The sequence below is a fragment of the Frankia sp. CgJB1 genome (assembly GCF_977947065.1).
Window position 1 is genome coordinate 1 of sequence record NZ_CDWTNB010000197.1, and the last position, 7291, is coordinate 7291.

A 7291-nucleotide genomic window follows, 5' to 3' on the forward strand; every position below is an offset into this window, starting at 1 on the left:
CCCAGGACAGGCTCTCAGGAACACAGAAATCAAAATGGCGGCCACGACGTCCCCTGATGCAGAGGGCATGATCGCCATCGCTAATGTTCTCTACCCCGTCAAGCTACCGCGAGGACCCCGCTCATGCCGTTGCGGATTCTCCGATCACGCGGGGTCGCGGGCGCCAACCTGATCCAGGTTCTGATGGTCGCCACGATGTTCTCGTTCCAGATCCTCGTCGCCCTCTACCTGCAGAACGTACTCGGCTACAGCGCTGCCAAGACCGGCCTCGCGATGCTCCCGGCGGCGGGCGTCATCGGCGCGGTGTCGCTGGGCGTGTCCGCCCGGCTGATCGCCCGCCTCGGGGAACACACCGTCCTGCTGGCGGGGCTGGTGCTTCTCGCCGGGGTTCTCGGGCTGCTCACCCGCGTACCCGTGCACGCGCACTACCTCACCGACCTGCTTCCGGTGATGCTGTTCACCGCGGGCTTCGGGCTCGCCCTGCCGGCGCTGACGACGCTCGGCATGTCCGGCGCCGGTGACGACGACGCCGGACTCGCCTCCGGCCTGTTCAACACCGCCCAGCAGATCGGCATGGCGATGGGCGTAGCGGTGCTGTCCGCCCTGGCCGCCGCCCGCACCGACGGACTGCTCGCCCGGGGCGAGAGCCGGGCCACGGCGTTGACCGGCGGATACCGTCTGGCCTTCACCGTCGGCCTCGGACTGCTCGCCACCGCCTTCGCCGTCGCGTTCGCCGTGCTGCGCCGGCCCGCCCGGTGAGGTGAACTGCCGCGCACACGAGCCGCTGAGCATCACCGAGCGCACGACCGGCCGGCCGCCCGCACCTGTCCACCGTCGCCTACCAGTGGAGTCCCGAGAAGCGGGTACCGCGGATCTCCGCCACGGCCGACCGCCTCAAGGTGCGTCACCCTCGACGTGACCCGCACCGCCCTGCCCGTCACGCATGGACGAAACGGCCTTCCTGCCCGCTTGGCAACCACAGCACTGAGTAACGGTAATCGAACATAGGTTCGACATCCGAGGTGGGGTGATCTACGCTTGATCCATGACCGCCGCCGATCCCGCCGCCGGGCAGCATCGGGTGCTGTCCGGGTTGATGGGGGTGGCCGGTCAGGTGGGTGGCCTGGTGGAGGCGCCGGTGTGGTCGTTGTCGGACGCCAAGTTGTACGGCGCCCTGGACGACTGTTCGGTGGAGCTGGCCCGCCTGGCCGCGGTGCGGCTCGCACTGGCGCGGGACGGAACCTGTCCGCGCGGGAGGGCGCGGCCGGTACAGCGGCGTTGCTGCGGGAACGGCTGCGGATGCGTCCCGTCGACGCCCGGCGTCTGCTCGATCTCGCGATTGCCGTGGATGGCCCGCTGGCCGCGACCGGCGCCGCCCTGACCGCCGGTGTGATCACTGTAGAGCAAGCGTGGGAGATCCACCTGGCGCTGCGTTCCCTGCCGCGCGGCCTTGGCGCCGAGGTGTATACCGCCGCGGAGGCTTCGCTGCTGGAGCTGGCCGGGATGTTCGACCCCGCGGAGCTAGCCCGTCTCAGCCGGCACCTGCGCGAACAGCTCACCCAGATCGATACCAGCCCCGGCGGCGACGGGCCCACCGACAACGGTCACCACAACGACCCGGACAGCCAGGACGGTGCGGGCGGCACGGACAGTCGGAGCGGCACGGACAACCGGGACGGTGTGCCGGGTCCCGGTGGTGATCCTGCGGACCGGCGGGGTCTGTGGTTGACCGACCTCCCGGGCGGGATCACGCGGATCAGCGGCACCCTTGATGCCGAGGCCGCCGCCCTGCTGCGTTCGGCGTTGGATCCGCTGGCCGGACCCCGCCCCGGCGATGACGGCGCCGCCGATCCGCGTTCCCCGGCGCGGCGGCGTGCCGACGCCTTCGTCGAGCTGTTCCACCGCGTGCTCGGTGCCGGCGTTCTGCCCGTGACCGGTGGGGTGCGCCCGCATCTGACGGTGACCGTGCCGTGGGCGGCGCTGCTCGGCCACGGCGGGCCTCCGGCCTCGACCGGCTGGGGTCAGCCGCTGCCGGCCGGTGTGCTGCGCCGCCTGGCCTGCGACGCCTCGGTCGGCCGGGTGCTGTTCGATGCGGCCAGCGTTCCGTTGGATGTCGGTCGTGCCTACCGGACCGCACCGGCGGATCTGCGTCGCGCCGTCATCGCCCGCGATGTCTGCTGCGCGCATCCGGGGTGTGATCGTCCGTCGTCGTGGCGTGAAATTCACCATGTTCGTCATTGGATAGACGGCGGAGAAACCTCGCTCAACAATCTGGTATTGCTGTGCGGATATCATCACCGGTTCGTGCACCACCAGGGTTGGACCGTCCGGCTCGGCCCCGACCGCCGGCCCGAGTTCCTTCCCCCACCCTGGATCGACCCCGCACGAAAACCCCGCCGCAACCCCTATTCACGACATACCGCCGACCTCCTACACACCGCGCCCGGCGGATAGCCATCGCTTCGCACCGGATTCAGGCGAGCAGCGAGGCGAAACCAGTGGCTCAGCCGACCGCAGCCGGCCACGGCCCAGATCATCAGTCCGCCGCCGAGACCACTACCAATCGTGTCGGCACCCCTCCGCCACCCGCGCCCAGTCCCTGACGACCCACGAACCTCCCAAGGCCCACACTGCTTGGTAGGCACCCCGCCGGTAGGCACACCTTCCTGGAGAGCCGATGACGCCCGACATCGCCGTGGCCCGCGAGCTACTCGCCGCCCAGCCCTTCAGTCGGCTGCTCGGCGCCCGACTCAGCCGCTTCGAGGCAGGGGTGGCCGAGCTGACCATCCCACTCGGAGATCATCTGTGCCAGCAGCACGGCGGGGCGCTGAGCTACGCCGCCGACACGGCCCTCACCTTCGCCGCCGGCAGCATCGCGGGGGACGCCGTCCTGACCTCCGAGATGAAGATCAATTATATCCGGGGGGGCGCGGGCGACGAGCTCATCGCCCGCGCCGAGGTCGTCCATGCCGGTTCCACCCTGGTCACCGTGCGCTGCGAGGTCTTCGACCGCGGCGGGTACGGGGACGGGGAACGGCTCTGCGCCGCCGCGCTCGGCACCGTCGCGCGCCGCTGACCACCGGCACGCCCCTCGTGACGACCAGGCTTCCGTAGGCTCGAAGGAGTGTACGGCCGAGCCCCCGGAGGTGCACATGGCCAGCAGCGTGAAGACGGCGGACCGGCCGATGCGCTCGCACGCGCGCCGCAACCGCGAGCGGATCCTCGAGGTGGCCCGGGACGCCTTCGCCGGCAGCGACAGGGACATCTCCCTCAACGAGGTCACCAGGCAGGCGGGGGTCGGAATCGGCACGCTCTTCCGGCACTTCCCCAACCGGGACGCGCTGCTCGAGGCGCTGCTGCAGGACCGGGCCGCCGCGCTACTCGACGAGGTGGACCGGCTGCTGGACGCCCCGGACGCGGGCGCGGCACTGTTCGGCTGGCTTGACAAACTGATCGCACACATCGCGACCTACCGGGGGGTGGCCGCCAGGCTGCTCACCATGGTGCGCGACGAGGAGACGGAGCTGCACGCGTCCTGCCACTCCCTCGAGCAGGCGACGCTGGCACTCCTCGTCCGGGCCCAGCGGGCCGGCGACGTCCGGTCGGACGTGCGGATCGAGGAGGTGATCTCTCTCGTGACCGCTATCGGCTGGATCCGGGAACAGGCGCCGGAGCGGGCGGGCCACGCCCGACCCCTACTCTCGATCATGACCGATGGCCTGCGGGTTCAGTCCGGGCCGACGACCGGTGATACCCCGAGGTCTTACGAAACAGAGCACCACACCGGTACGGTGTCATAGACGACGGATCACGACGGATCACCCGGGGGGAGGCGGTGCCATGGGCGGCGGCGTTCCCGCGCGCCACCGACGCCCGGCCGTTCCCGACGAGGCCGCGGATAGCACCGCGATGCGGGACGCTGAACCTGCCCGGCTGATTCCCGGCACGCACCACCTGGCACGGGCCTGACCGGCTACCTTGCCCCGCCTCGAAGGCGTCCGGCTGGCCGACATCCCGGCCGGTTACGTACCGGTTACGTATTAGGAGAACCGATTACGCACCACAAGCGTATGCACCAGAAGGGAAGGACCTGGCGAGCGACGACACGGCGCCGGACGGCTCGGCGAGGAAGGGTCGGCTGCGGCTCGGGGCGTTACTGCACGGCGTCGGCGGCACCGTCGCCGGCTGGCGCCACCCCGACGTGCCGGCGGACGGGGCCATCGACTTCGACCTCTACCGGCGATGGATCCGCACCGCCGAGAACGGCCGCTTCGACCTCGTCTTCATCACCGACACCCTCTACGTCACCGCGGAGTCCACCCCGCAGTACCTGACGCAGTTCGAACCGGTCGCACTGCTCGGCGCGCTCGCCGCGGCGAGCAGCCACATCGGCCTGGTCGGCACGATCTCCACCTCCTACAGCGAGCCGTTCGTCATCGCCCGCCAACTCGCCACCGTCGACCACATCAGCGCCGGCCGGGCCGGGATCAACATCGTGACCTCCGCGCCGGCGGGAACCGCGCTGAACTTCAGCCGCTCCGAGGAGGAGCACCCCGAACACGACACGCGCTACCGGATCGCGGCCGAGTACCTCGACGTTCTGCGTGGCCTGTGGGACTCCTGGGAGGACGGCGCCCTGCTCCGAGACAAGGAGTCGGGGGTGTTCTTCGACCGTGCGCGGCTGCACACCCTCGACCACCGCGGGGAGTACTTCTCCGTGCGGGGACCGCTGAACATCGAACGGCCGCCGCAGGGCTACCCGATGATCTTTCAGGCCGGTCGGCCGGCGGGTGTGCCCCTGCTGTTCATCGCGGTCACCGTGTTCGTCGCCCCGACCGAAGCGGCGGCCGAACGCTTCTACCAGGAGGTGGCCGGCCTGGTCAACACCGACGAGGCGCTGCGCTATCTCTCCCTCATTTTCGGTCAGCACGACTTCGGCGGCTACGACCTGGACGCCCCCTTCCCCGAGCTGGGTGAGATCGGCAACGACGGCTTCCAGGACAGCACCCGTCGGATCAAGCAGATGGCCCGGGAACGGGGGCTGACCTTGCGCCAGGTCGCGCTGGAGGCGGTGACCCCCCGCGGGGAGTTCATCGGGACGCCCGAGCAGATCGCCGACCGCATGCAGGAATGGTTCACATCCGGAGCCGCGGACGGTTTCATGCTTCTGGAGGCGATGCCACGCGGTCTAGAGGCCTTCGTCGAGCTGGTGGTCCCGATCCTGCAGGAACGCGGGCTGACCCAGCGCGAGTACACCGGCGGAACCTTCCGTGAGTCCCTCGGTCTGCCGATCCCCCCCAACCGTTTCACGCAGCAGGACGTCGCAGCCGACCCCACCGGCCCAGACAGCCCAGATAGCCCAGACAGCCCCGCCGGTTAGTCGACAGGGAGAGGACCGGGCGGCGGGTGGCTCGCCGCGAGCGGCGGACGCGAGCGGGCGGGCCGCGCGTGCCGGCGGGTCGCGAAGGCCCGCAGGAAGGTCCGCACGCCCATGCGTACGGCGTCGTCGAGGTCGACCGGGCGGATGGGCCGGGTGCCCAGCGCCGACAACGCCGGGAGGTCTCCGGCAACGAGCGACATGAACTGGCTCGCGGCGCTCTCGGGATCATCGACGTCGAGATGCCCGCGGTTCGCCAGCCGCGCGAGCCGTCCGGCCAAGGCGTTCACGACCGGCTGCCCCCCGAGCGACACCACCTCGTCGTACAGGTCGGGCATGTGGGGGCCTCAGCGTACAGCAACCGCTGCAACGCCCAGCCCTCATCGCTGAGCTGGCATTCCAGGATCAACAGCCAGCACTGGAGCAGACCACCCCGGGAGTGCTCGGCCTCGTCCTCGCGGCGATCGTCGGCGCCGAGTTCATGCTTCAGCTCGACGGCACGATCGTCACCGTCGCGCTACCCGATCTTCAGACGGATCTGGGCCTGTCCGCCGGCTCGGCGACATACTCGGCCACCGCACCACCTTCATCGCGGGCACCAGCCTGCTCGCCGCCGCGTCCCTGCTCGCGGGACTCGCACCGGGCGTGGGCCTGCTGCTCACCGGCCGTGTCCTGCAGGGCGGCGGGGCGGCGCTGGCCGGCCCCGCGGGGCTCGCGCTGCTCGCGACGACCTTCAGCGGGGTGCGCCAGCAACGGGCGTTCGCCGTCTACTCGACGGTGACGGGGCTCGCGGCGTCCGCCGGCATGGTGCTCGGGGGGATCCTCACCGACCTCACGAGCTGGCGGGGGACGCTGCTGATTAACGCTCCGATCGGCCTCGCCGTCGCGGTGCTCGCCGCCCGGGTGGTGCCCCCGCTCCTCGGGCGGCCAATCGGCCGGCCCTGGACCTCGCGGGGGCGGTCCTGTCGGTGCTCGGCATGACGGCCCTGGTGTTCGGCTTCGTGCGGGCCGCCGACTCGGGCTGGACGGACCCGGGAGCCGTCGCGGGTCTGGCGGGCGGTGTGGTGGTCCTGGCGGGCTTCACGCTGCTGGAGTCGCCGGCGGCATCGCCCCTGCTCCCCCTGCGGGTGCTCACCCACCGGGCCGGGCGGGCGCGTTCGTCGACCTGCTGCTGATGGCGTTCGTGCTGACGAGCTTCCTGTTCTTCCTGACCCAGTTCCTCCAGCGGGTCCTCGACCTGGAGCCGCTCGTCACGGGGCTCGCGTTCCTGCCGTTCGGCGTGTCCCTGCTGCTGACCGCCCGATCCGTGCCCAGGATCCTCGCCCACCTGAACCCGCGGGCGCTGGCCCTCATCGGCTTCACCGTGATCATCCTGGCGATGCTCTGGCTCAGCCTGCTCGACGCCGGCAGCCGCTACGCCGTCGACGTCCTCGCCCCGATCATCCTGCTGGGCGCGGGCACCGGGGCGGCCGTGGTGCCGCTCAACCTCATCGTCCTGTCGCAGACCGCTCCCGAGGATGTCGGTGTCACCTCCGCCGTGCTCCAGTCCGCGTTGTCGGTCGGCGGGTCCCTCGGCCTCGCCGTCCTGCTGACCCTGTTCACCGGCGCGGACGGCGTCGCCACGGGCGCCGCGGTCGCCGTCCTGATCGGCCTCGCGGTCTGGTACCTGCCCGGACGCCGATCCGCCGACCCGGCCAGCTGAATCAGCGCGGCCCGGACCTCGTGGGTTTCGCCCTTCTCCGCGGTCCGGGCTGTCGGTCCGGGCTGTCGGTCCGGGCTGTCGGTCCGGGCTGTCGGTCCGGGCTGTCGGTCCGGAGTGTCGGTCCGGGCTGTCGGTCCGGAGTGTCGGTCCGGGCTGTCGGTCCGGGCTGTCGGTCCGGGCTGTCGGTCCGGAGTGTCGGTCCGGAGTGTCGG

Annotated in this window: 9 protein-coding genes and 1 pseudogene; 9 read left to right on the forward strand and 1 reads right to left on the reverse strand. The window is 71.0% G+C overall.

Features of this window, described 5'->3' with window-relative positions:
- Positions 1-120: 120 nt before the first annotated feature.
- From AC08OT_RS17630 to AC08OT_RS17655, 6 genes and pseudogenes are all read left to right on the forward strand, one after another.
- Positions 121-759 (forward strand): annotated as a pseudogene (locus AC08OT_RS17630) (MFS transporter); the annotation flags it as partial.
- A gap of 286 nt (positions 760-1045) precedes the next feature.
- A complete protein-coding gene (locus AC08OT_RS17635) occupies positions 1046-1381 on the forward strand; it encodes a hypothetical protein (protein ID WP_476603056.1) in 336 nt (111 codons plus the stop codon).
- Positions 1279-2454 carry an HNH endonuclease signature motif containing protein gene (locus AC08OT_RS17640; protein WP_476596064.1) on the forward strand — a complete coding sequence of 392 codons (1176 nt, stop codon included), beginning with the start codon at positions 1279-1281 and terminating at the stop codon, positions 2452-2454. The genes AC08OT_RS17635 and AC08OT_RS17640 overlap by 103 nt, the downstream gene beginning before the upstream one ends.
- 223 nt (positions 2455-2677) lie before the next feature.
- On the forward strand, positions 2678-3076 hold the full coding sequence (locus AC08OT_RS17645) for a PaaI family thioesterase (RefSeq protein WP_476593657.1): 399 nt from the start codon (positions 2678-2680) through the stop codon (positions 3074-3076).
- 76 nt (positions 3077-3152) lie between these two features.
- The gene (locus tag AC08OT_RS17650) at positions 3153-3800 is read left to right on the forward strand and encodes a TetR/AcrR family transcriptional regulator (RefSeq protein ID WP_476593656.1); all 648 of its coding nucleotides are present in this window, start codon (positions 3153-3155) and stop codon (positions 3798-3800) included.
- 356 nt (positions 3801-4156) lie between these two features.
- On the forward strand, positions 4157-5380 hold the full coding sequence (locus AC08OT_RS17655) for an NtaA/DmoA family FMN-dependent monooxygenase (RefSeq protein WP_476603057.1): 1224 nt from the start codon (positions 4157-4159) through the stop codon (positions 5378-5380).
- On the opposite strand, the gene AC08OT_RS17660 is transcribed toward AC08OT_RS17655, so the two are convergent.
- The gene (locus tag AC08OT_RS17660; protein ID WP_476593655.1) at positions 5377-5715 is read right to left on the reverse strand and encodes a TetR/AcrR family transcriptional regulator C-terminal domain-containing protein; all 339 of its coding nucleotides are present in this window, start codon (positions 5713-5715) and stop codon (positions 5377-5379) included. The genes AC08OT_RS17655 and AC08OT_RS17660 overlap by 4 nt on opposite strands.
- A gap of 265 nt (positions 5716-5980) precedes the next feature.
- On the opposite strand from AC08OT_RS17660, the gene AC08OT_RS17665 reads away from it, so the two are divergent.
- Genes AC08OT_RS17665 through AC08OT_RS17675 form a run of 3 tightly spaced genes read left to right on the forward strand, consistent with a single transcriptional unit; the run spans position 5981 to position 7079 of the window.
- Positions 5981-6358: an MFS transporter gene (locus AC08OT_RS17665; protein WP_476603058.1), complete on the forward strand. Its 378-nt coding sequence runs from the start codon at positions 5981-5983 to the stop codon at positions 6356-6358.
- Positions 6355-6552, forward strand: a complete 198-nt coding sequence (locus AC08OT_RS17670; protein ID WP_476593654.1) for a hypothetical protein — start codon at positions 6355-6357, stop codon at positions 6550-6552. The genes AC08OT_RS17665 and AC08OT_RS17670 overlap by 4 nt, the downstream gene beginning before the upstream one ends.
- Positions 6552-7079 (forward strand): MFS transporter, encoded by a 528-nt coding sequence (locus tag AC08OT_RS17675; protein ID WP_476593653.1) that lies wholly within the window; start codon positions 6552-6554, stop codon positions 7077-7079. The genes AC08OT_RS17670 and AC08OT_RS17675 overlap by 1 nt, the downstream gene beginning before the upstream one ends.
- Positions 7080-7291 lie beyond the last annotated feature (212 nt).

Excerpts from the sequence above, each read along its gene's own strand:
- AC08OT_RS17635 (WP_476603056.1), top strand. The coding sequence starts at position 1,046 with ATGACCGCCGCCGATCCCGCCGCCGGGCAGCATCGGGTGCTGTCCGGG.
- AC08OT_RS17645 (WP_476593657.1), top strand. The coding sequence starts at position 2,678 with ATGACGCCCGACATCGCCGTGGCCCGCGAGCTACTCGCCGCCCAGCCC.
- AC08OT_RS17650 (WP_476593656.1), top strand. The coding sequence starts at position 3,153 with ATGGCCAGCAGCGTGAAGACGGCGGACCGGCCGATGCGCTCGCACGCG.
- AC08OT_RS17660 (WP_476593655.1), bottom strand. The coding sequence starts at position 5,715 with ATGCCCGACCTGTACGACGAGGTGGTGTCGCTCGGGGGGCAGCCGGTC.
- AC08OT_RS17670 (WP_476593654.1), top strand. The coding sequence starts at position 6,355 with ATGACGGCCCTGGTGTTCGGCTTCGTGCGGGCCGCCGACTCGGGCTGG.
- AC08OT_RS17675 (WP_476593653.1), top strand. The coding sequence starts at position 6,552 with ATGGCGTTCGTGCTGACGAGCTTCCTGTTCTTCCTGACCCAGTTCCTC.